Annotated in this window: 24 protein-coding genes; 16 read left to right on the top strand and 8 right to left on the bottom strand. The window is 70.3% G+C overall.

What is annotated here, in order from left to right; all coding sequences use genetic code 11:
- Positions 1–152: 152 nt before the first annotated feature.
- From Q8S40_RS08620 to Q8S40_RS08610, 3 genes are read left to right on the top strand one after another with little or no spacing between them, the layout of a single operon-like run.
- A complete protein-coding gene (locus tag Q8S40_RS08620) occupies positions 153–731 on the top strand; it encodes a MarR family winged helix-turn-helix transcriptional regulator (protein WP_304810494.1) in 579 nt (192 codons plus the stop codon).
- Complete coding sequence (locus Q8S40_RS08615; protein ID WP_304810495.1) at positions 728–1435, top strand: response regulator; 708 nt, start codon at positions 728–730, stop codon at positions 1433–1435. Before Q8S40_RS08620 ends, Q8S40_RS08615 begins: the two co-directional genes overlap by 4 nt.
- The gene (locus Q8S40_RS08610; protein ID WP_305670062.1) at positions 1432–2820 is read left to right on the top strand and encodes an ATP-binding protein; all 1389 of its coding nucleotides are present in this window, start codon (positions 1432–1434) and stop codon (positions 2818–2820) included. Before Q8S40_RS08615 ends, Q8S40_RS08610 begins: the two co-directional genes overlap by 4 nt.
- Positions 2821–2949: 129 nt before the next feature.
- Here Q8S40_RS08610 and Q8S40_RS08605 read toward each other — a convergent pair whose 3' ends face one another.
- The 5 genes from Q8S40_RS08605 to Q8S40_RS08585 form a co-directional block, all read right to left on the bottom strand.
- Positions 2950–3381: a phasin family protein gene (locus Q8S40_RS08605; protein WP_304810499.1), complete on the bottom strand. Its 432-nt coding sequence runs from the start codon at positions 3379–3381 to the stop codon at positions 2950–2952.
- A 161-nt stretch (positions 3382–3542) separates the two neighbouring features.
- The gene (locus Q8S40_RS08600; protein ID WP_305670061.1) at positions 3543–4139 is read right to left on the bottom strand and encodes a TetR family transcriptional regulator; all 597 of its coding nucleotides are present in this window, start codon (positions 4137–4139) and stop codon (positions 3543–3545) included.
- 52 nt (positions 4140–4191) lie between these two features.
- Positions 4192–5007 (bottom strand): pyrroline-5-carboxylate reductase, encoded by an 816-nt coding sequence (proC, locus tag Q8S40_RS08595; RefSeq protein ID WP_305670060.1) that lies wholly within the window; start codon positions 5005–5007, stop codon positions 4192–4194.
- A 42-nt stretch (positions 5008–5049) separates the two neighbouring features.
- Complete coding sequence (locus Q8S40_RS08590; RefSeq protein WP_304810504.1) at positions 5050–5556, bottom strand: YbjN domain-containing protein; 507 nt, start codon at positions 5554–5556, stop codon at positions 5050–5052.
- Between the two features lie 166 nt (positions 5557–5722).
- Positions 5723–6106 carry an accessory factor UbiK family protein gene (locus tag Q8S40_RS08585; RefSeq protein ID WP_304810506.1) on the bottom strand — a complete coding sequence of 128 codons (384 nt, stop codon included), beginning with the start codon at positions 6104–6106 and terminating at the stop codon, positions 5723–5725.
- Between the two features lie 105 nt (positions 6107–6211).
- Between Q8S40_RS08585 and rfaD the strand changes: the two genes are divergently transcribed.
- From rfaD to Q8S40_RS08550, 7 genes are all read left to right on the top strand, one after another.
- Positions 6212–7192, top strand: a complete 981-nt coding sequence (gene rfaD, locus Q8S40_RS08580) for an ADP-glyceromanno-heptose 6-epimerase (RefSeq protein ID WP_305670059.1) — start codon at positions 6212–6214, stop codon at positions 7190–7192.
- A 160-nt stretch (positions 7193–7352) separates the two neighbouring features.
- Positions 7353–8144: a prolipoprotein diacylglyceryl transferase gene (gene lgt / locus Q8S40_RS08575; RefSeq protein WP_305670058.1), complete on the top strand. Its 792-nt coding sequence runs from the start codon at positions 7353–7355 to the stop codon at positions 8142–8144.
- On the top strand, positions 8144–9139 hold the full coding sequence (locus Q8S40_RS08570; RefSeq protein ID WP_305670057.1) for a class I SAM-dependent methyltransferase: 996 nt from the start codon (positions 8144–8146) through the stop codon (positions 9137–9139). The genes lgt and Q8S40_RS08570 overlap by 1 nt, the downstream gene beginning before the upstream one ends.
- Positions 9136–9894 (top strand): peptidoglycan editing factor PgeF, encoded by a 759-nt coding sequence (gene pgeF, locus Q8S40_RS08565; RefSeq protein WP_305670056.1) that lies wholly within the window; start codon positions 9136–9138, stop codon positions 9892–9894. Before Q8S40_RS08570 ends, pgeF begins: the two co-directional genes overlap by 4 nt.
- Before the next feature lie 59 nt (positions 9895–9953).
- Entirely contained in the window at positions 9954–10889 is a 936-nt protein-coding gene (locus tag Q8S40_RS08560; protein ID WP_304810516.1) for a hypothetical protein, read from the top strand.
- A 146-nt stretch (positions 10890–11035) separates the two neighbouring features.
- Positions 11036–11968, top strand: a complete 933-nt coding sequence (locus Q8S40_RS08555; protein WP_304810518.1) for a ribose-phosphate pyrophosphokinase — start codon at positions 11036–11038, stop codon at positions 11966–11968.
- A 103-nt stretch (positions 11969–12071) separates the two neighbouring features.
- A complete protein-coding gene (locus Q8S40_RS08550) occupies positions 12072–12389 on the top strand; it encodes a hypothetical protein (RefSeq protein WP_305670055.1) in 318 nt (105 codons plus the stop codon).
- 79 nt (positions 12390–12468) lie between these two features.
- Here Q8S40_RS08550 and Q8S40_RS08545 read toward each other — a convergent pair whose 3' ends face one another.
- Both Q8S40_RS08545 and Q8S40_RS08540 read right to left on the bottom strand, forming a co-directional pair.
- A complete protein-coding gene (locus Q8S40_RS08545) occupies positions 12469–13578 on the bottom strand; it encodes a DSD1 family PLP-dependent enzyme (RefSeq protein WP_305670054.1) in 1110 nt (369 codons plus the stop codon).
- 14 nt (positions 13579–13592) lie between these two features.
- Positions 13593–14693, bottom strand: a complete 1101-nt coding sequence (locus tag Q8S40_RS08540) for an aminotransferase class V-fold PLP-dependent enzyme (RefSeq protein ID WP_305670053.1) — start codon at positions 14691–14693, stop codon at positions 13593–13595.
- Positions 14694–14759: 66 nt separating this feature from the next.
- On the opposite strand from Q8S40_RS08540, the gene Q8S40_RS08535 reads away from it, so the two are divergent.
- The 3 genes from Q8S40_RS08535 to Q8S40_RS08525 all read left to right on the top strand — a co-directional run bounded on the left by Q8S40_RS08535 (position 14760) and on the right by Q8S40_RS08525 (position 17193).
- On the top strand, positions 14760–15926 hold the full coding sequence (locus tag Q8S40_RS08535; protein WP_305670052.1) for an acyl-CoA dehydrogenase family protein: 1167 nt from the start codon (positions 14760–14762) through the stop codon (positions 15924–15926).
- Positions 15927–15930: 4 nt separating this feature from the next.
- On the top strand, positions 15931–16758 hold the full coding sequence (locus Q8S40_RS08530) for an alpha/beta fold hydrolase (RefSeq protein WP_305670051.1): 828 nt from the start codon (positions 15931–15933) through the stop codon (positions 16756–16758).
- A gap of 69 nt (positions 16759–16827) precedes the next feature.
- Positions 16828–17193, top strand: coding sequence for a DUF3597 domain-containing protein (locus tag Q8S40_RS08525; RefSeq protein ID WP_305670050.1), 366 nt, complete (start codon positions 16828–16830; stop codon positions 17191–17193).
- A 157-nt stretch (positions 17194–17350) separates the two neighbouring features.
- Here Q8S40_RS08525 and Q8S40_RS08520 read toward each other — a convergent pair whose 3' ends face one another.
- The gene (locus tag Q8S40_RS08520; protein ID WP_305670049.1) at positions 17351–18121 is read right to left on the bottom strand and encodes a hypothetical protein; all 771 of its coding nucleotides are present in this window, start codon (positions 18119–18121) and stop codon (positions 17351–17353) included.
- 107 nt (positions 18122–18228) lie between these two features.
- Here Q8S40_RS08520 and Q8S40_RS08515 point away from each other — a divergent pair, with 107 nt between their 5' ends.
- The 3 genes from Q8S40_RS08515 to dcd all read left to right on the top strand — a co-directional run bounded on the left by Q8S40_RS08515 (position 18229) and on the right by dcd (position 20069).
- Complete coding sequence (locus Q8S40_RS08515) at positions 18229–19200, top strand: tripartite tricarboxylate transporter substrate binding protein (RefSeq protein WP_305670048.1); 972 nt, start codon at positions 18229–18231, stop codon at positions 19198–19200.
- 51 nt (positions 19201–19251) lie between these two features.
- Positions 19252–19449, top strand: coding sequence for a hypothetical protein (locus Q8S40_RS08510; protein ID WP_304810536.1), 198 nt, complete (start codon positions 19252–19254; stop codon positions 19447–19449).
- Between the two features lie 65 nt (positions 19450–19514).
- Positions 19515–20069 (top strand): dCTP deaminase, encoded by a 555-nt coding sequence (dcd, locus tag Q8S40_RS08505; RefSeq protein ID WP_304810538.1) that lies wholly within the window; start codon positions 19515–19517, stop codon positions 20067–20069.
- Positions 20070–20153: the final 84 nt, after the last annotated feature.

Genomic DNA, 20153 nt, shown 5'->3' with positions numbered 1-20153 from the left:
GAATGTGGTGCCGAAAAGGGGCAGGCCTGGCATGTCGCTCGAATCTCCGGGTTCCGCAGTTGAATGATGCGGGTTGCTACTCGTGGGCGCGCCCGTGCCCTATATCGAGGCCGGGCGCGCAGCGCGATGACCCAGGGGAACGCAAATCGGCCATGAAGCTGGAACCTGACAGCTCCAACCCCGCCAAGCCCCGCCCAGGCGCGGCGCGGGAGGATGATCGCGCGACCTCCGCCGCCGGCCGCAACCTGCTGTTCCTGCGGGAGGAGGAGCTGCGCCTGGCGCAGGATCTGCTGTTCTTCGGCTACCGGGACTTCACCGCCGGGGCGGATGCCATCCTGGCCGGGCTGGATATGGGCCGGGCGCATCACCGCGTTCTGCATTTCGTCGGCCGCCGGCCGGGCATTACGGTGGGTGACCTGCTCGGCATCCTCGGCATCACCAAGCAGTCACTGGGCCGTGTGCTGACCCCGCTGGTGGAGGATGGCTTCGTGACCCAAAGCCCCGGCCGCAACGACCGCCGCCAGCGCCTGCTGAGCCTGACGGAGAAGGGCGCCGCGCTGGAACGCAGCCTGTTCGAACGGCAGCGGGACACGGTGATGCGCGCCTATCGCGAGGCCGGACCGCAGGCGGTGGAGGGCTTCCGGCGCGTCATGCGCGGCCTGATGGGCCCCGATGCCCGCAGCGCGCTGGAACGGCTGGAAGCCGGGCCGGGGGCGGAGGCCGGGCGATGAGCGCCGCCGCGGATGCACCGCACCTGCTGGTGGTGGATGACGATTCCCGCCTGCGCGCCCTGCTCCAGCGCTTCCTGACCGAGCAGGGTTTCCGCATCACCGCCGCCGCGGATGCCGCCGCGGCCCGACATGCGCTGACCTCGGTCAGCTTCGACCTGATGGTGCTGGACGTGATGATGCCGGGCGAAAGCGGCCTGGAACTGACGGAAAGCCTGCGGCGAGAGGGCCAAGCCGTGCCCATCCTGATGCTGACCGCCCGCGGCGCACCGGATGACCGCGTCACCGGCTTCGAGCACGGCGTGGATGACTACCTGGCGAAGCCCTTCGACCCGCGCGAACTGGCGCTCCGCATCCGCACCATCCTGCGTCGTGCCGCGCCGCCCCCCGTCGCGGATCTGTCGGGCGGGCCGGTGCAGCTCGGCAGCCGGTGGTTCGATCCGCAGCGGGCGGAGCTGCGCGGACCGGAAGGGGTGGTGCGGCTGACCGGCGGCGAACAATCCCTGCTCATCGCCCTCGCTGCCCGCCCGAATGAGGTGCTGAGCCGGGAAGACATCGCCGAGGCACTCGGCACGCCGGAGGCCGGTGAGCGCGCCATCGACGTGCAGGTGACCAGGCTGCGCCGGAAGATCGAGCCGGACCCGCGGGAGCCGCGCTTCATCCAGACCGTGCGCCACCGCGGCTACATCCTGCGGCCCGGCGCATGAGCGCGGCGCCGGACCTGCGGGCAGCCGCCCCGGCCCGGCCAGTGCGCGCCGTCAGCCAGGGTCTGCGCGGCCTGCTGCCGCGCGGGCTGCTCGGCCGGTCGCTGCTCATCATCCTGCTGCCGCTGCTGATCCTGCAGGGGGTGGCGCTGCAGTTGTTCTACGGCAACCACCTGGACGTCATCTCCCGCCGCCTCGCCGGCGGCGTGGCGGGCGAGATCGGGATGGTGATCGAGATCATGCAGCGCATGCCGGACCCGGCCGATCGCGCCTGGCTGTTCCGCGATGCCGCCTGGCGGCTGGACCTCGCCCTGGCCTTCGAATCCGGGGCCAGCCTCGGCACCACGCCGGACCGTGCCGCCTTCCTGCCGCTGCTGCCGCTGGAGGGGGATCTGGCGCATGCGATGGGCGAAAGGGTGCGACGGCCCTTCGATGCCGATTGGCAATCCGACCGCCGCAGCGTGATCATCCGCATCCAGCTTCCCGACGGCGTGCTGCATGTGGAGGCGCCGCGCAAGCGGCTGTTCACTGGCACGCTATACCTGTTCTTCATCTGGCTGGTCGGATCCTCCCTGCTGCTGTTCGGCGTCGCGGCGCTGTTCATGAAGAACCAGGTCCGCGCCATCCGCCGCCTCGCCGGTGCGGCGGAGGCCTTCGGGCTCGGCCGCGATATCGGGCAGATGAAGCCGGAAGGCGCGGCGGAGGTGCGCCAGGCGGCCAGCGCCTTCAACCGCATGCAGGACCGCATTCGCCGCTTCGTCGCCCAGCGCACGGACATGCTGGCCGGCATCAGCCACGATCTGCGTACCCCGCTGACCCGCATGCGCCTTGCACTCGCCATGCTGCCGCACCCGAAGGAGGCGGAGGAGGATGTGGCGGCGCTGACGGAAGACGTGGAGGAGATGGAACGGATGGTCGCCGCCTACCTCGCCTTCGCCCGCGGCGAGGCCCAGGAACAGACCCAGCCGACGGACCTCGCCGCCATCGTCCGCGATGTGGCGCAGAAGGCGCGGCGGGATGGCGCCGAGGTAGTGGTGGAGGCGCCGCCAGCGCTGGAATTGCCGCTGCGGCCGGATGCGCTGCGGCGCTGCCTGGGCAATCTGCTGGACAATGCCCGTAAGCACGCCCAGCGCATCACGGTGCAGGTGGCCGAGATTCCGCGCGGCGAGACCGGTGCCTGGGCGCAGGTGACGGTGGATGATGACGGGCCCGGCATTCCGGAAGCGCAGCGGGAGGAAGCCTTCCGGCCCTTTGCCACGCTGTCGGCCGGCGGCACCGGCCTGGGGCTGGCGATCGCGCGCGACATCGCCCGGGCGCATGGCGGCGACATCGTGCTGGAAGACAGCCCGCTCGGCGGGCTGCGCGCGCGGGTGCGTCTGCCCCGCTAGACCGCTCTCCGTTCGCCTTGGCTTGCGGGCCGGTCCAGCTGCTTGTTCGGGCGTATTTCCGGGGTCGTCAGGCGATTTCGCCCAACCGGAAACGCTCCAGGCGGCGCGCCTTGCGGCGCGCCGGGAAAGTCAGCCCTTCTGCTGGGCGACCAGGGTCTTCACCTCGTCCATGGCTTCCGTGAAGCGCTTGTTCAGCACGCCCAGCGCCTCGGAGTTGGAATTCTGGATGAGGTCCGCGACCTCCTTCATGTTGCCGACGGCCCGCTCATAGGCCGACTTCAGCAGCTCGGCCTGCTTGGCGGCGCGCGCCTGCGGGCTCTCGGTGCCGGACATCATGCGGATCGCGTCCGTCATTTCCGCCATCGAGGCCTGCAGGATCTCCATGTGGCGCCGCGCCACGGCCTGCGCGCCTTCCAGCGCCACGCGGTTGGCGTTCGACAGCGCCTCAAGGTTGCGGCGCTGGGCTTCGGCCAGCCCGCCCATATCCGGCATGGCGGGCATACGGAACTCGGACAGCATCCGCATCATTTCGTCGGGCTTCATGCCAAAGCGGTCGGACATCGCAACAGGCTCCTTGAACGCGGGGGGGGTAGGAAACAGTGCGGCACGCTATAGCGGAGCACGGAAATCCATAGAAGCCGAAGAATGATGCAGTGCACAAAATCCTGCATCGAACCCGGGACAGCGTCCCGCACAGCGGAACCCGGCCAGGCGTAGACAGCTCAGTCGGCGGTGTTCTGCGGGGCCAGGTCGCCCGGCTCCAGCCGCAGGCTGCGCGCCGTCTGCTCCGCGCGGTCCAGCGCCCGGTCGACTGCCGCCATGGTGGTGCCCATATCCACCGAATCATCCTTCTCCCAGGCGCGCAGCGTCATCAGCCACACGCCGACCAGGCCGGCGGCCCGCAGGCCGCCCTGCAAGCCGCTGGAATCGAGCTCCGCCGCATCCAGCATGCGGCCCATGCTGCGTTGCAGGATGGGCGCCAGCGCACCGGCCAGCACGCCGTCCCGCCGCATGTCGGACATCAGCCGCAGCATGCCGGCCCGGTGCGGCAGCAGCGCATCCACGCCGCGCATCAGCACATCGAACACCCGGTCCCGCGGCGTGCCGCCCTGGCCGGGCACCGTGCCCTCCGCCACCTGGGCCGCCACCCAGTCGGCGTGCAGGCGTAGTAGATCGAGGCGGGACGGGAAGCGGCGCACCAGCTCCCCGGCCGGCACGCCGGACAGGGCGGCGAGGCGGCCAGGTGTCACCCCGCGCCAGCCATGATCGGCGATCACGGTGAACAGGGCGTCGATCAGCTTGGTGTCGGAGGTCTGCATGCGCTGATGTTGGGGGCGGAACCGCGCCGCGCCAATGGGAAAAGCGTGAAGTTCAGCCCGCCAGCTCCCGCGACCTTGCGGTGGCGGCGGCAATGGCGCGGGAGATGGCATCGGGCCAGGCGTCCTGCGCCATCAGCACGGCCAGCGCCCGTTCCGTGGTGCCCTTGGGGCTGGTGACGTTCTTGCGGAGTTGCGCCGCATCCTCCGTGCTCGCCGCCAGCAGGCTGCCGGAGCCGGCGACGGTGGCGCGCGCCATGCGGCGGGCGAGGTCGGGCGGAATGCCCTGCTCCACCGCCGCGGCCTCCAGCAATTCCGCCAGCAGGAAGACATAGGCCGGGCCGCCGCCGGAGACGGCGGTGACCGGGTCGATCAGCGCTTCCTCCGTCACCCAGGCGACCTCCCCGGTCGCGGCGAGCAACGTATCGGCCAGGGCCTGCTGGCCGGCGGAGACGCCGGGGCCGGCAAAGCCGACCGTGAAGCCCTGGCGCACCGCGGCCGGGGTGTTGGGCATGGCGCGGACCACGGCGGCGCCCTGGCCCAGCAGCCCCTGCATGAAGGCCACCGTCTTGCCGGCCATGATGGAGACGAAAACGGCGCTGCCGGCGAAGCGGGCGTAGGCGGGCAGCGTCGCCGGCGCTTCCTGCGGCTTGGTCGCCAGGATCACGGCGGCAGGGGCGAATTCCGCCGGGATCTCGGCCGGGTCGCGCAGCAGGGTGGCGCCCTCGATCGGGCCGGATGCGAAGGGGTCCACCACGAAGGTCTGGCCGAGGCCGCGTTCGCGCCAGCCGGCCAGCATGGCACCGCCCATCTTGCCGCAGCCAATCAGCAAAAGCGGGGGGAGAAGCTGGGGGGGAAGGGTATCGGTCATGCGGGCAGCCTTGCCGCCGCCCGCCGGCTTGGCAAGATGCCGCTACGCCTCGCCCACACAATCCAGCATGGCCGCCTGCAGCGCCTCACCCGGCGGCTTGCCGCCCCAGAGGACGAACTGGAAAGCGGGGAAGAAGCGCTCGCATTCGGTGATGGCGATATCCACCATGTCTTCCAGGCTCTCTGCGGAGGCGCCGGGGGCGCCGCGCAGCAGGACCGCATGGCGGAACACCGGCACGCCATCGTCGCTATCCAGGCCGAAATGGCCGATCCACAGCTTCTCATTGGCCAGGGCCAGAAGCTCGAAAAGCTTCTCGCGCTTCCCCGCCGGCACCTTCAGGTCGAAGGTGCAGGAGAAGTGCATGGCGCTGATCTCATGCGACCAGGAGAAGTAAAGGCCGTAGTCGCACCATTTGCCTGGTGCTTCCGCCGCCATCTCGCTGTCCGACCGGCGGTCGAACACCCATTCATTGGCTGTCACGATCTGTTCCAGCACATCGAGGGGGTTCGCGGACCGGTCGCGTTCCTCGTATCCGACATAAGCGGACATCGCGGCACCTCCTTCGCCCATCCGGGGGCGACCCCCTGCTAGTTGGGGGCGTCCACCCGAATCGCCACAAGGACTAGATTACGCAGGTGCAAAACGCGGCCGCAAGCACCGGTTCCGTGACTGCGGTCAAAGGACTGGCCGCGGCAACGAAGACGGCGCCGCAGGCTCAGCCCGCATCCGCGTCCAGGCCAGGCTCGGCCGAAGGCTTGACGGGGTCGTTGGCGTGCTTGGCTTCCAGGGCGGCGACGCGCAATTCCAGCGCTTCCGCATGTTCCCGCGCCCGGCGGGCCACTTCGAGGGCGGCGTCGAGATCCTCGCGCCGCACCAGGTCCAGGCGCTGCACCATCGCCTCCAGCTGCGCGCGGCCCATCGCCTCGGCCTCGGCGCGGGCGCCGGCGAGGACGGAGAAGGCACCGCCGGCCATGCCGGCCAGGTCATCGAACAGGCCGCGCTTCGGGCCGCCGCCACCCATGCCGCCGCCCATTCCGGCCCCTGCCCCGCTGCCGGTGCTGCTGGATCCGCTGCCGCCGGGTCCGGTTTCGCTGGTCATCACGACCTCCTGCCAAAATACTGCGTGCCTTGTCCGGCCGCGTTTCCGCGGCCTATACCCCGCCCGCGGCGAGATAGGGGCCGCGACGCGAAGGGACAACCGCCGATGTATGTCGTGACCGGCGGCGCCGGTTTCATCGGGTCCAACCTGGTCGCCGCACTCTGTGACCGGGGCGAGGAGGTCCTGGTGGTGGACCGGCTGCGGGATGGCGTGAAGTGGCGCAACCTGGCGCATCACGGCATCGCCGGTATCCTGCACCCGGACCAGTTGCCGGATTTCTGGGCGAGCCAGCCCCGCGTCTCCGCCGTGCTGCATATGGGCGCGATCAGCGCGACCACGGCAACCGATGGCGACCTGGTGGCGGCGACCAACCTGACCCTGCCGCTGGCGCTGTGGGCGGAATGCGCGCAGCGCGGCCTGCCTTTCATCTATGCCTCCTCCGCCGCCACCTATGGCGATGGCGCGCTGGGCTTTGCCGATGATGAAAGCCCCGCGGCGCTGGCGGCGCTGCGGCCGCTGAACCTGTATGGCTGGTCCAAGCTGGCCTTCGACCGAAGGGTGGCGGAGATGCTGGCGCGCGGCCTGCCCGCCCCGCCGCAATGGGCCGGTCTGCGCTTCTTCAACGTCTATGGCCCGAACGAGTACCACAAGGGCCGCATGGCCAGCGTGGTGTTCCACAAATTCCACGAGGTGCGGCGCGGTGAACCGGCGCGGCTGTTCCGGTCCGACCGCCCCGATTACGCCGATGGCGCGCAGATGCGCGACTTCGTGCATGTCGATGACTGCGTGGCGGCGATGCTCTGGCTGCTGGACAACCCCAGGGTCAGCGGGTTGTTCAACATCGGCTCCGGCCAGGCGCGCAGTTTTGTCGACCTGATTCGGGCGATGTTCGCGGGACTTGGCGAGGCGGACCGCATCGAATTCATCGACATGCCGCCGGACCTACTCGGAAAATACCAGTATTTCACCGAGGCCCCGATGGCGAAGCTGCGCGCGGCCGGATTCGACCGGGCGTCCACGACGCTGGAGGATGGCGTCGGCCGCTACGTGCGGGATTTTTTGCTGAACGCCGACCCGCACAGGTAGGAACACGCGCGGATGGGGCTGCCCTCCCTCCCCCCGCCCGGGGGAGAGGGCAGGCAGCGGGGGACGCGCAGAATCCTGAACGCTTGCCCGGTCCCGCACCGCACACCCAACCCCGCTCCGTCTGGAGCGGGCTTTTTGCAGAAGCTGTTAGGGCCGCCCGATGTTCGTGATCGCCTTCCCCATCATCGACCCGGTGCTGATCGAGATCGGCCCCTTCGCGCTGCGCTGGTACGCGCTGGCCTATATCGCCGGCATCGTGCTGGGCTGGATGCTGGCGCGGCGGCTGGTGGCGCTGGCCCCGGTGGCGGCCAGCCGGGAACAGCTGGATGACTTCGTCACCTGGGCGACGCTGGGCATCATCCTCGGCGGGCGGCTCGGCTATGTGCTGTTCTACCGCCCCGGCTACTACATCACCGCGCCGTGGGAGGCGCTGTATGTCTGGCAGGGCGGCATGGCCTTCCATGGCGGCATGCTCGGCGTCATCATCGCTGCGCTGTGGTTCTGCCGGCGCCAGGGGCTTTCGGCGCTGCGCTTCGGGGACCGCGTGGCGCCCGCCGTGCCGATCGGCCTCGGCCTCGGGCGGCTGGCCAATTTCATCAATGGCGAGCTGTGGGGGCGCGTGACGGACGTGCCCTGGGCCATGGTCTTCCCGACCGGCGGGCCGGAGCCGCGGCATCCGAGCCAGCTGTATCAGGCGGCGATGGAGGGCGTGGCGCTGTTCGTCCTGCTCAACATCCTGATCCGCATCCCCGCTTTGCGGGAAAGGGAGGGCTTCGTCACCGGCGCCTTCCTGGCGGGCTATGGCGCCGCACGGCTGGTCGGCGAGTTCTTCCGGCAGCCTGATGCGCATCTCGGCTTCCTGCTTGCCGGCGCCACCATGGGGCAGCTGCTGTCGGTGCCGATGATCCTGGTCGGCGTGGTGCTAATGCTGCGGGCGCGCCGCCCCGCGTGATGGAACGGCTGGACCATTTCATGGCCCGCGCGGTCGCCGCCTATTATGCGCGGCCCGCCTCGCCCTTCGGCCGGGCGGGGGATTTCACCACGGCGCCGGAAATCTCCCAGGCGTTCGGGGAGGTGCTGGGCGGCTGGGCGGCGGTGAGCTGGGAGTTGATGGGCCGCCCCGACCCGGTGCTGCTGGTGGAGGCCGGGCCGGGCCGCGGCACGCTGATGGCCGATGCGCTGCGCGCGGTGGGCGAAGTGGCGGCCCCCTTCCGTGCCGCGCTGCGGCTGCATCTGGTGGAAACCTCGCCTGCCCTGCGCGACCAGCAGCGCCGCATGCTGGGGGATGCTGTCACGGCCTGGCATGACGACCTCACCGGGCTGCCCGATGGCCCGACGCTGCTGATCGGCAACGAGTTTCTGGATGCGCTGCCGATCCGCCAATTCATACGCCGCGACGGCGCCTGGCTCGAACGCCATGTGGCGGAGGGCCAATTCGTCGAGCTGCCCACCGCCGACGCGCCCGCCGCCACCGCGCCGGAAGCTGCGGTGCAGGAGGTGGGCGAGGCCGCGCAGGCCGTGGTCGCCGGCCTCGCCCGGCGACTGGCGGCGCAGGGGGGTGCGGCGTTGTTCCTGGATTACGGCCCGGCCCAATCCGGCTTGGGCGAAAGCCTGCAGGCGGTGCGCGGCCAGGCCACCGGCCTCGACCCGCTGGCCGAACCCGGCACAGCGGACCTCACCGCCCATGTCGATTTCGCCGCCCTCGCCCGCGCCGCCCAGGAGGCGGGCGCGGCGGCGCAGGGGCCGTTGCCGCAGGGGCTTTTCCTGCAACGCCTCGGCCTGATGACCCGCGCCGCCATGCTGGCCCGCGCCCGCCCGCGCCTGGCCGGCGAGATCCTGTCCGGCGCCGAACGGCTGGTTGCGGCGGAAGGGATGGGCCGGCTGTTCAAGGCGCTGGCCGTCTGCGACCCTGCCCTGCCCACTTTGCCAGGATTCGAACCCGCATGACCCCCGGCTTTTTGACCGGCGGCCTGGCCGCGCCACATGGGTTCTTCACCCGGCAGGGCGGCGTCTCCACCGGCCCCTATGCCGCATTGAATTGTTCGCTGTCCGGCCAGGACGACCCGGAGGCGGTGCGCCGCAACCGGGCCGCCTGCGCCGCAGTGCTGGGGGCAACTGCCGTGCTCGGCCTGGTGCAGGTGCATGGCGTGGCGGTGGCCGATGCCCGCACCCCCTGGACGGATGCGACCCGCCCCTCCGCCGATGCGCTGGTGACCAACCGCCCCGGCCAGGCAATCGGCGTGCTGACCGCCGATTGCGCGCCCGTGCTCTTCGCCGATCTGCGCGAGGGCGTGGTCGGTGCGGCCCATGCCGGCTGGCGCGGCGCCGTGGCCGGCGTGCTGGAGGCGACGATCGCGGCCATGGAGGGTCTTGGCGCGGCGCGGGAGAACATCGCCGCCGTGGTCGGCCCCTGCATCGGCCAGGCGAGCTACGAGGTCGGCCCCGACCTGCGGGACGAAGTTCTGGCCCGGAGCAGCGCCGATGCGCGTTTCTTCGCCACTGGCCAGCGGGAGGATCGCTGGCAGTTCGACCTGGCCGGCTATTGCCTGGCCCGCCTGGCCGCCACCGGCATCGGCCGCGCCGATGCGCTGTTCCAGGATACCCTGACGCTCGAGGAGAAATTCTTCAGCCATCGGCGCCGTACCCTGGCTGGCGGCGGTCCGCTCGGCCACCAGCTTTCCGCCATTGCTATCCCTGGGTGAAGCGATGCCCTACGTCGTCATGTTCATGGTCCTGATGGTGATTACCCTGCTGGCTTCCTGTGTCCTTATCTAGCCGCCGCCTTCTGCTGCTGGCGCCACTCGCGCTGGCCGCCTGCACCGGCCTGCCGCAGCCCTTCCGCGGGCGGCCCGGTGCCGTTGCCCGCCGGCTGCGGCTGCCACCCGGCTACCGCGTCGCGGTGCCGAACTCGACGCAGCTTCTGCTGACCGACGCCGAGGCCGCCACCCTGTCGCGCGCCCTGGCAGCGGCGCTGGTGGCCAATGAGGTGCCCGCCGTCGCCGGCCCCGGCCTGCCGCTGGACTGGCAATTGGTGGTGGCCGCGGAGCGGGAGGCGAGCCAGGTGGTGCCGCGCTATGCGCTGCGCGACGCCGATGGCCAGGCGCTCGGCATGCTGGTGGGCCAGCCGGTGCCGGCCGGCGAATGGGCCGCGGGCGGCACCGCGCTGCTGGAACGCATCGCCGGCGAGGCGGCGACTCCGCTGGCCAATCTGGTGGGCCGCATCGATGCCCAGCGCCGCACCGGGGATGAACGCGCGGTGGGCGGCGGGCCGCCGGTGCTGCGGCTGCTGCCCGTGCGCGGCGCGCCGGGCGATGGCAATACCAGCCTGACGGCCCGCATGCGCGACAGCCTGGCTGGCCTCGGCTTCCGGGTGCAGGCGGAATCGCAGGGCGCGCAGTTCGCGGTGCAGGGCGAGGTGACGGTAGCGGCCTCGGGCCGTGGCCAGCAGCGGGTGGAGATTGTCTGGATCGTCTCCCGCCGCGATGGGGAGGATCTGGGCCGGGTGCTGCAATTGAACGAGGTGCCGGCCGGTACGCTCAACGGGTTGTGGGGCGATGTGTCCTTCGTCGTGGCGGAGGAGGCCGCGGGCGGGGTGCGGGACGTGGTGTTCAATGCCGGCGGCTTTCCGGGCGCGGCCACCGCGGCGGCGGCCCAGCCTGGCGCCGCCCAACCGGGCGCGGCACCGGCCGCGCGCTGACGGGTGGCGGCCATGCGCGCCCGTCATCCAGGCGCGATGGACACCATACCGTCACGTTGCTACCAAGCCGCCCGTCCACCGTGGTGCTTTTTTCCACGGTCCCGCCCGTCTTTTTCGTACTCCTTCCCCCGGGGTTCGCGCGCGCCATGAAGATTATCGCCTGCAACAGCAACCGCCCCCTGGCCGAGGCGGTCGCCGCGGCGCTCGGCATCGCGCTGACCCAGGCCTCGGTTCGCCGCTTTGCCGACATGGAGATCTTCTGCGAGATTCACGAGAATGTCCGCGGCGAGGACGTCTTCGTCGTGCAGTCCACCAGCTACCCGGCCAATGACAACCTGATGGAACTGCTGATCATGCTGGACGCGCTGAAGCGCGGCAGCGCGCGGCGCATCACGGCGGTCATCCCCTATTTCGGCTATGCGCGGCAGGACCGGAAATCGGGCCCCCGCACGCCGATCTCGGCCAAGCTGGTGGCCAACCTGATCACCGCGGCGGGCGCCAACCGCGTGCTGACGATGGATCTGCATGCCGCGCAGATCCAGGGTTTCTTCGACATTCCGGTGGACAATCTGTTCGCCGCGCCGCTGTTTTCGCGCGACATCCAGGAACGCTTCGCGGGCCGCGACCTCATGGTGGTCTCCCCCGATGTCGGCGGCGTGGTCCGCGCGCGGGCGATCGCGGCGCGGCTGAACACCGACCTCGCCATCATCGACAAGCGCCGCCCCCGGGCCGGCGTCTCCGAGGTGATGAACGTGATCGGTGAGGTGGAAGGACGCGACTGCATCCTGGTCGATGACATCGTCGATTCGGGCGGCACGCTGGTGAATGCGGCGGAGGCGCTGCTGAAGAATGGTGCGAAGTCCGCCAGCGTCTACGTAACGCATGGTGTCTTTTCGGGCGGCGCGGTGGCGCGCGTCGGTGCCGCCCAGATCGAGCACATGGTGGTGACGGACAGCATCCTGGCCACCGAGGCCGTGCGGGTTTCCCGCAACATCAAGCAGTTGACCATCGCCCAGCTGCTGGCCGAGGCGATGAAGCGGATCAGTGAGGAATCCTCCGTCAGTTCGCTGTTCAACTGAAACACTTGCTTGCAGAACACCGGATTATTAGCCGTTTCCTGACTGTTTCTGGCCATGATTGCGGTGTTGATTGGTCTTCCTGAACAACCAAGGAAGAACCAGCATGGAACGCCGCAGATTTCTCCTCGCCGGCCTGGCCGGCGCCATCGCCGCGGCGACCCTCGGCAGCGCTGAGGCCGCCGCCCGCGCCATCCGCCCGCCAAGCCCGGCCCCGCTGCCCGAGGCTGCGCCCGCCGTGGCCGAGCAGGCCGAGGTCGAGGCGCTGATGCAGGAGGTCCAGTACGGCCCGCCGCCGGGTCGCCCCCGTGGCAACCCGCGCCGCCGCCGCCAGCGGTGCTGGATGGAACGCCGCCGGGTCGCCTATCGCGATCGTTCCGGCCGCATCCGCCACCGTTGGGTGGAACGTCGCGTCTGCCGCTGAGGCGCGCCTGCGGGCCACAATCGGCGCTGGTCATGTGGCCCGCCCGGCGCCCGGACGGGTCGCCCGGCGGGCCGATTGATCAGGCCATGCCACCCCGCGCCGCGACCGGCCACAGGCATTCCACCCGGCCGCGGCGCACGCCGACATACCAGTCGTAGCGATCCACGGTCGGGTCGCAATGGCCCGGCACCAGCCGCACCGTCTGGCCGAGTCGCGGCAGCATCGCCGGGTCCTCCGCCTTCAGGTTGCCATGCTCATCGGATGCGCCGGTGTAGCTGACGCCTGGAAAGCCGTGCACCAGCGGCAGGCCGCTATCGATCGCCACGGCCTTGTGGCCGGCATCCACCACGCAGAAGCCGGGGCGCGGGGATGACATGACCTGCGCGAGCACGAACAGGGATTGCCGGAACGGCGGCGGGTCCTCGTTGCGGCCGTAATCGGCATCCATGAAGGCGTAGGAGCCGGCCTGGATCTCGTTCCAGATGCCGCTCGCCACCTCGTTCCGGAAGGTGCCGGTGCCGGCGCCGCCGATGATGGCGCAATCCAGGCCCCGTTGGCGGAGTTGTTCCACCGTGCGGCGGGTGCCTTCCGCCGCGCCCGCAATGGCCTCCGCGCGCGCTTCCGGCGTGCGGCGGTGCTGGGCATTGCCATGGTAGGATTGCAGCCCGCCGAAGATCAGGTGGGGGCTGGCGGCGATGCGCTCCGCCAGCGCCACCGCCTCCGGCCCCGGCGTCACGCCGCAGCGGCCGGCGCCGCAATCGATCTCGACCAGCACGGTCATCCGCAGCCCGGCCGCCTCGGCGGCGGATTCGATGGCGGCGATGCCGTGTTCATGGTCGGCGCAGACCGCGACCTTGGCGATGGTGGACAGCGCGGCCAGGCGGGCCAGTTTGCGCGGTGCGATCACCTCGTTGCTGACCAGTATGTCCGGCACGCCGCCCCATGCCAGCGCCTCGGCCTCCGCCACCTTCTGCACGCATTGGCCGATGGCACCGCGGCGCATCTGCTGCAACGCGATGATCGGCGATTTATGGGTCTTGGCGTGCGCCCGCAGCTTGGTCGCGGTCGGCGCCAGGATGGCCGCCATGGTGTCGAGGTTATGTTCGAAGGCATCGAGGTCCAGCAGCAGCGCGGGGGTCTCGACATCCTCCTCGCGCATGCCTGGTTCGGCGGGCGGGGCTTGCAGCATTCTTTTGGAACTCCTCAGTCAGACAGCGCAGCCGTCAATGCGGCCATGATCGGGTCAAGTTGAGACAGGTTGTTGTAGCCGTGGAAGCTGATGCGGATGCGGCCGCGGCCGTTCCAGGCGAGCACGCCGCGCGCGGCCATGCCCTCCACGATGCGGGCGGCGCGGTCATGCGCGATGCAGACGCTGGCGCCGTGCTGGCGGGGGTCGGGCGGGGTGATGCTGGCGATGCCGGCGGCGTCGAGCCGCGCCAGCAGCGCGACCGTCAGCGCCTGCACATGCGCCTGCACGGCGGTGCGCTCGAAACGCTCATGGTGGTCCATCGCGGCATGCAGGGCGTAGCACGGCGCATGGGCGGGATTGCCGCGGGTGAAGCGGCCGGCATCGGGGCGCAGCGCCAGTGGCGCGGCATAGTCGGGGCGCGGCCCGGTGACGATGGAATACCACCCGGCCGTCGCCGGCGCCCAGCCGGGCTGGCGTGCCTGGTTCCAGAAGGCGATGGCCGTGCCGGTCAGGCCCAGCATCCATTTGTAGCAGGCGGAGAAGGCGAAATCGGCGACCGCTGCCTCGATCGGCATCCAGCCGCTGCCCTGGGTGTAGTCCACCACCAGCATCGCGCCGACGCCATCGGCGGCCGTCCGCAGCGCCGGCAGGTCGTGCCGGCGTGCATCGAGATAGGACACGGCGGAGACCGCGATCATCCGCGTCCGCGCATCGGCCGCCGCCGCCACCGCTTCCGGGTCCGCCATCGCCACGAAGCGCAGCTCCACGCCCTTCACCGAGAGCGGCGCGACGACGGAGGCGTATTCGTTGCGGTCCACCAGCACATTGTCGCCGGGCCGCCAATCCAGGCTTTCGACCAGCATCGACATCCCCTCCGCCACCGAGGAGACGAGGCCGATGCCTTCCGTGGGCACCGCCCATTCCCGGGCGAGCCGCGCGCGCAGCCGCTCCACCTCCGCATCCAGCTTCGCCCGCCCGGCGGGGCCGGTGGATTTGTCCAGCGCGTGGCGGGACAGCGCCATGGCCTGCGCGTGCAGCACCGGCGTCTCTCCGGCGGCGCAGACATGCACCAGGCCGGGCGGGATCAGGAAATCGGCGGGATCGAACAGAGACATATCGGACCCAGGGTTGCGCTTCGCCGCCAGCTTGGCACGCTGCCGGACGAGGAGACAGCCAACGCCATGGATTTTGCCCTGACCGAGCAGCAGGAAGCCCTGCGCGATGCGGTGACCCGCATCTGCGCCCGCTTCGGCGATGACTACTGGCTCGCCGCCGATCGCGCGCACCGCTTCCCGCAGGAATTCCACACCGCCATGGCGGCGGATGGCTGGCTCGGCATCTGCATGCCCGAACGCGTCGGCGGCGCCGGGCTCGGCGTGACGGAGGCAGCGATCATGATGCAGGCGGTGGCGCAATCGGGTGCCGCCATGTCCGGCGCCTCAGCCATCCACATGAACATCTTCGGGCCGATGCCGGTGGTGGTGCATGGCACACAGGCGCAGCAGGACCGCATGCTGCCGCCGCTGATCTCGGGCGCGGAAAAGGCCTGCTTCGCGGTGACGGAGCCCAATACCGGCCTCGACACCACGCAGCTGAAGACCTTCGCCGCGCGCAGCAACGCGGGCTACGTGCTGAAGGGCCAGAAGGTCTGGATCAGCACGGCGCAGGTGGCCGACCGCATGCTGATCCTGGCCCGCACCACGCCGCTTGAACAGGTGAAGAAGCGCAGCGAGGGCCTGACGCTGTTCTACACCAGGCTCGACCGCAGCAAGGTGCAGGTGCGGGAGATTCCCAAGATGGGCCGCCATGCCGTCGATTCGAACGAGTTGTTCATCGACGGGCTGGAAGTGCCGGAGGAAGACCGCATCGGCGAGGAAGGCCGCGGCTTCGACTACATCCTGCACGGCTTGAACCCCGAGCGCATTCTGGTCGCGGCGGAGGCCATCGGCATCGGCCATGCCGCCATCGCGCGGGCTTCGGCCTACGCCAAGGACCGCGTGGTGTTCGGCCGCCCGATCGGCCAGAACCAGGCGATCCAGCACCCGCTGGCCGCCTGCTGGATGCAGCTGGAAGCGGCGCGGCTGATGGTGATGCAGGCCGCCTGGCTCTACGACCAGGGCCGCCCCTGCGGCGCGGAGGCGAATGCGGCCAAATACCTGGCGGGCGAGGCCGGCTTCAACGCCTGCCAGCAGGCGGTGATGACGCTGGGCGGCTATGGCTACGCACAGGAATACCATCTGGAGCGCCTGTTGCGCGAAAGCCTGATCCCGCGCATCGCGCCGGTCAGCCCGCAACTGGTGCTCTGCTACATCGCCGAGCGCGTGCTCGGGCTACCCCGGAGCTACTGACTGCATGCTTGCCGAACTCGAAGCACAGGCCACGCGCGTTGAGACCCCCTGCGGCGCCGGCCGGATGGTCTGGCGGGTCTGGAACCCGGATGGCGGCGCGCCGGTGATGCTGCTGCATGGCGGCAGCGGGTCCTGGCGGCATTGGGTGAAGCAGATCCCCTGGCTGGCCGCGCAGCGCATGGTGATCGCGCCCGACATTCCGGGCCTCGGCGAAAGCGACGACCCGCCGGAGCCGCAGGACCCGGCGACGATCGCGGGCGTGCTGGTGGAGGGGCTGAAGACGCTGGTGCCGGATACGGCGGCGATGGATCTGGTCGGCTTCTCCTTCGGTGCCATCACCTCTGGCCATGTGGCGCGGCTGCTGGCGCCGCGGCTGCGCAGCGTCACCATCTGTGGCGCCGGCGCGCTGGGCACGCCGCGCAGCCCGACGCATCTGGTGAAGGTGCGGGACAAGCAGGGCGCGGAGAAGGTGGCCGCGCATCGCCACAACCTGGCCGCCCTGATGTTCGCGGACCCTGGGAAGATCGACGCGCTGGCGCTGGAGATCCAGGAGATCAACTCCCGGGCCGCACGGCTTCGCAGCCGGCAATTCGCGCCCTCCGGCAATCTGAAGGATGCGCTGGCCGCGGCGGTCGGCGTGCCGGTCAACGCCATCTGGGGCGAGCGGGATGCCGTGGCCTGGCCCAACCTGCATCTGCGGATCGAGGCGCTGCGGGATGCACGCCCGGATGCGCGCGTGGCGGTGGTGCCGGGCGCCGGGCACTGGGTGGCCTATGAGGCGGCGGCGGAGCTGGATGCGCTGCTGCGGGACTGGCTGGCGCCAAATCATTAGGCCAACGAACCACGGGCCGCTTTTTGCGCTATGATCGCGAAAGGCCAGTTTGGCCCCAGGAGCATCAGCTTGAGTATTTTCAAATCGATCCTTGCCAAGATTTTCGGCGAAGGTGACGCCGCAGCCGCCACCCCCGCGCCCGCGCCGGCCCGTGCCTCCACCGCGGCGCCAGTGGCCCAGGTGGATGTGGAGGTGGTGTTGATGAAGATGGCCTCCGCCTCCAAGCAGAAGCTGGATTGGCGGCGTTCCATCGTCGACCTGCTGAAGCTGCTCGGCCTCGACAGTTCGCAGGATGCGCGGCGCGAGTTGGCGAAGGAACTGCGCTACCACGGCGACATGGCGGATCTCACCACCCTGAACCTGTGGCTGCACCGCCAGGTGATGACCAAGCTGGCGGAAAATGGCGGCCGGGTGCCGAATTCCCTGCGCGCCTGAGGCAAGCGGCGGCCGGGTTCATACCAGATCCCGTCGATCGGACTGTTCGGTCGGCAAGGCCGGCCGAGGCGCCGACTAACGCCCGCCGCATCTGCGGCGAGCCAAGCGAAGCGCCGGTGCCTGCGGCCGGATCGGTCACGATCCGCGGGATTTGGTATCAGCCGCCCATGCGTTCGCGGTAGCGGGCGCCCCAACCCTCCCCCCGCACCCAGGCGAGGAAGCTTTCCGCATCTGGCGGCTGCTTCGTCACGGCGCAGACGCTGCGCCACGCCAGGGCATGCATGCAGGAGGTGACGGGCGCTTCGCCGACGAAGGGCTGGCCCAGGATCGGCCCCAGCGTCGGCATGCCGGTGCCGAGCATCGCCACGGCCTGCACCCGCCCCGCCGGCAGGGCGGCCAATGCGGCCGCGGCACCCTGTGCCGTCATGGCGTAGATCGGGTGGAAGCTGCCATCGGCCATGGCGCTGCGAGAGACTTCCGTGACCTCGAAGCCGCGCGCGGTCCAGTATCCCACCGCCGCCTCGGTCAGATCGTCCGGATAGGGCGAGACCAGGCCGATGCGTTCCGCCCCCACGGCCTGGAAGGCATCCCGCACCGCCAGCGCCGCGGTGATGACGGGAATGCCCAGCGCATCCTGCATCCGCGCCACCAGCGCATCCTCCTCCGCCACCCCGGCATAGTAGCTGGCGCCGGTGCAGGCGAAGGCGATCGCATCGATCGGCGCATTGGCGAATTGCGCGGCCGCACCCGGCAGGTCCCGCAGATAGTCCAGCAGGCGGGCGATGATGGTGGGCTTGGTGCTGGTCATCCGCGCATTCAGCATGGCGACCCCCGGCGGCCAGAGCATGGCGAATTCCGGTTCCACCGTGGTGTTGGCCTGCGGCGTCAGCACGCCCACCAGCCCGCGCGGGGCGTATTCGACCGTCATTCTGGCTCCTGGATCGCGTCGTGGCACAGACTGCCATGCAAGTCGCTTGTCCGTCAGGCCCCGGCGGGGCTTACTGCCGGCCTCGCCCGCCCGACCGGAGGATTCCGATGCGTCGCCGTCACCTGCTGTCCCTGCTGCCCGGCGCCCTGGCCGCTCCCTCTCTCGTCGCTGCCCAGGGTGGGGCACAGGCGGGCTACCCGGCCCGCCCGGTGCGGGTGATCGTGCCCTTCCCGCCGGGCGGCACCACGGATTTCATCGCCCGCCTGGTCAGCGCCCGGCTCACCACCGCCTTCGGCCAGACCTTCGTGGTGGAAAATCGCGCCGGCGCCGGGGGCACGGTGGGCTCCGACCTGGTGGCGAAAAGCCAGCCGGATGGCCAGACGCTCATCGTCTCGAACATCGCGAGCTTCGGCGTCGCGCCCGCCGTCTATCGCAACCTGCCCTACAATTCGGTCACCGATTTCGCGCATGTGGCCCTGATGGCGGAAATCCCCTCCGTCCTCGCCGTCAATGTCAGCAGCCCGATCCGCAGCCTGGCGGACTTCATCACCGCGGCGAAGGCACGGCCGGGGCTGAATGTCGGCTCGCCGGGCAATGGCACCTCCTCCCACACCAAGCAGGCGATCCTGCAACGCTCCGCCGGCATCGAGACGACCCATGTGCCCTATCGCGGCAGCGGGCCGATGATGAATGACGTGGCCGGTGGTTCGCTGGAATCCATGATCACCACGCTGGTGGAAGCCGGACGCAATGAACGCTTCCGCCTGCTGGCGGTGACCGCCGATGCGCGGGTGCCGGGCTGGCCGGACCTGCCGACCTTCAAGGAGCTGGGCTACCCGGACCTGGTGGCGTCCACCTGGTTCGGCCTCTCGGCCGCCGCCGGCACGCCGCCGGCCATCGTCAACCGCCTGAATACCGAGGTGCTGGCCGCGCTGGCCACGCCCGAGATCACCGCCAAGCTGATCGAGACCGGCGCCACGCCGCGGCGGATGACGGCGCCGGAATACAGCGCCTTCGTCGAGGCCGAGGTGCGGCGCTGGGCCGGGGTGGTGCAGGCGGCGGGCATCAGCATCGACTGACCACGGCAGCCCGGGCTTGACCGGCCGCGCCCAGCGCGGTTCCTGCCCCTCATGGACAAGCCGCCGGACCCTGCACCGCCCCCGGTGAAATCGCCGCCGGTGAAATCGCCACCGGCGAAATCGGACGCACAGCGTGCGCGGGAAGCCCGGCTTGCCGCCGCGCTGCGGGAGAATCTGCGCCGCCGCAAGGCGCAGGCCCGGGCGCGGGCCGAGCCGCCGCCGCAGCCCGAACCCGCGGCGGAGGACTGACGGATTGGACGCCCGCGCCCGCATCGGGTAACCCGGCCCTCCCCGTTGCCCGAGGCTGCCGCTCCATGTCCATCATGCCCGACACCTGGATCCGCCGCATGGCGCAGGAAACGGCGATGATCGAGCCCTTCGTCGAATCGCAGCGGCGGGAGGGCGTGATCTCCTACGGCCTGTCCAGCTACGGCTACGACGCCCGCCTGGCCGACGAGTTCAAGATCTTCACCAATGTCGACAATGCGGTGGTGGATCCGAAGGTGTTCTCCGACCAGGGCTTCGTGACACGGCGCGGGGAGACATGCATCATCCCACCGAACAGCTTCGTCCTTTGCCACACCATTGAATACTTCCGCATCCCGCGCGATGTGCTGGTCATCTGCCTCGGCAAATCCACCTATGCGCGCTGCGGGCTGATCGTGAATGTCACGCCGCTGGAGCCCGAATGGGAAGGCCAGGTGACCATCGAGATCAGCAACACCACCCCCCTCCCCGCCCGCATCTATGCCAATGAGGGCATCTGCCAGTTCCTGTTCCTGCAAGGCAGCGCGCCGCCCGAGGTCAGCTATGCCGACCGCAAGGGCAAGTACATGCGCCAGCGCGGCGTGGCATTGCCGAAACTTTGAAGCGCGCGGCACGGGCCGCGGGCCCCAATCGGGGCCTCGGGCGCCCTTCAGTCGCCCGCCTTGTGCTGAAGCGCGCGGCACGCG

Origin of the sequence: Falsiroseomonas sp. (assembly GCF_030695085.1) — a bacterium.
Taxonomy (GTDB): Bacteria; Pseudomonadota; Alphaproteobacteria; order Acetobacterales; family Acetobacteraceae; genus Falsiroseomonas.
The sequence above is the reverse complement of the archived record's forward strand: the minus strand, read 5'-3'. Positions and strand labels throughout refer to the sequence as shown.